This window comes from Streptomyces phyllanthi, assembly GCF_009377205.1.
Taxonomy (GTDB): domain Bacteria; phylum Actinomycetota; class Actinomycetes; order Streptomycetales; family Streptomycetaceae; genus Streptomyces; species Streptomyces phyllanthi.
This window is the reverse complement of the sequence record NZ_VJZE01000903.1, coordinates 1-1,358: the sequence shown is the minus strand read 5'-3', so window position 1 is coordinate 1,358 and position 1,358 is coordinate 1. Positions and strand designations below refer to the sequence as shown.

The following is a 1,358-nucleotide window of genomic DNA, read 5'->3' as shown; positions in this document are numbered from 1 at the left end:
GCCTCCGCCGGGTAACGCGCCGTCAACTCGTCCACGTCCCCGTGCTCGTAGCCCTCGTACGTGAAGCCCGGCGCCATCGTGCAGCCGAACAACGCCCACGCCCCGCCCGCGACGACCCGCGCCCCCATCCAGGTCCCGGCGGGCACGGTGTACTGCACCCACTGGCCACCGAGCACGTCCGGACCGAGCACCGCCGTACGGGACGAACCGTCCGGCGCGAGCAGCAGGAGCTCCAGTGGGTCGCCGAGGTAGAAGTGCCACACCTCGTCCGAGGGCAGCCGGTGCAGCGCCGAGTGGTCACCGGGCGCGGAGGTGAGCAGGGCGACGATCGCGGACCCCTCCGGCCGCCCGTCGTCCCGCTCGGGCCCCGCCCAGGTACGCCGGAACCGCCCGCCCTCACGCGGAATGGGCTCCAGCCCGTAGTGGGCGACGAGATCTTCGGGGGTCACCGGGCCAGGCTACTGACCGACCGTCACTTCCCCGGTGCCGAACAGGCGGATCCGGCCCCGAAGCCCTCGCGGGCGAACCGGCGACGGCTCTCCCGTCGCCCTCGTCGGGACCGGCGGCCACCCGCCGGCGGTCCGGAAGGGACGAGGGCGTACCTCATGAAGGCGACCGGCAGCGCGCGGCCGGTGCCGACCGGCCCCCGCCCGGACCGGCCGGGGGCCAAGGAGACAGTGCGCGCGGATCGTGCGCGGAGGCGGGATCATCGAGGCATGGACGTCACCCTTCATCTCGCCCAGGACCCCGCGGCCGACGAACTCCTCGGGCGCAGCCCCCTGGCCGCGCTCGTCGGCATGCTGCTGGACCAGCAGGTGCCGATGGAATGGGCGTTCAAGGGCCCGGCCACCATCGCCCAGCGGCTCGGCACGGACGACCTCGACGCGCACGAGATCGCCACGCACGACCCGGAGGACTTCGCCGCCCTGCTCTCCCGGAAGCCGGCGGTCCACCGCTACCCGGGCTCCATGGCCGGACGGATCCAGCAGCTGTGCCAGTACCTCGTCGAGCACTACGACGGTGACGCGAGCGCGGTCTGGGAGGGGGTCGCCTCGGGCCGGGACCTCCTGAAGCGCCTCCGTGAACTCCCCGGCTTCGGCGCCCAGAAGGCCCAGATCTTCCTCGCCCTGCTGGGCAAGCAGCTCGGCGTGCGCCCCGAGGGCTGGCGCGAGGCCGCGGGCCCCTACGGCGAACCCGGCTCCTTCCGCTCGGTCGCCGACATCACCGGCCCCGAGTCGCTGGCCAAGGTCCGGGCGCACAAGCAGCAGATGAAGGCGGCGAAGTCCTCCGGACAGTAGGCGGAGCCCCCCGGCCACCGGCCACGGGCCGTCCACCGCATGGCCCGCCCCAGGTGGCAC

General features: G+C 74.1%; 2 protein-coding genes. One reads left to right on the top strand and one right to left on the bottom strand.

Going from position 1 to position 1,358, the window contains the following annotated elements; genetic code table 11:
• Positions 1-449 (bottom strand): cupin domain-containing protein (locus FNH04_RS46005; protein ID WP_322725774.1); only part of this gene is annotated, 449 nt, incomplete at its 3' end.
• 267 nt (positions 450-716) lie between these two features.
• On the opposite strand from FNH04_RS46005, the gene FNH04_RS46000 reads away from it, so the two are divergent.
• A complete protein-coding gene (locus FNH04_RS46000; RefSeq protein ID WP_152792151.1) occupies positions 717-1,298 on the top strand; it encodes an HhH-GPD-type base excision DNA repair protein in 582 nt (193 codons plus the stop codon).
• The last annotated feature ends 60 nt before the right edge of the window (positions 1,299-1,358 follow it).

Bases quoted from the DNA above. Each gene is read 5' to 3' on its own strand.
- FNH04_RS46000 (WP_152792151.1), top strand. From the start codon at position 717: ATGGACGTCACCCTTCATCTCGCCCAGGACCCCGCGGCCGACGAACTC.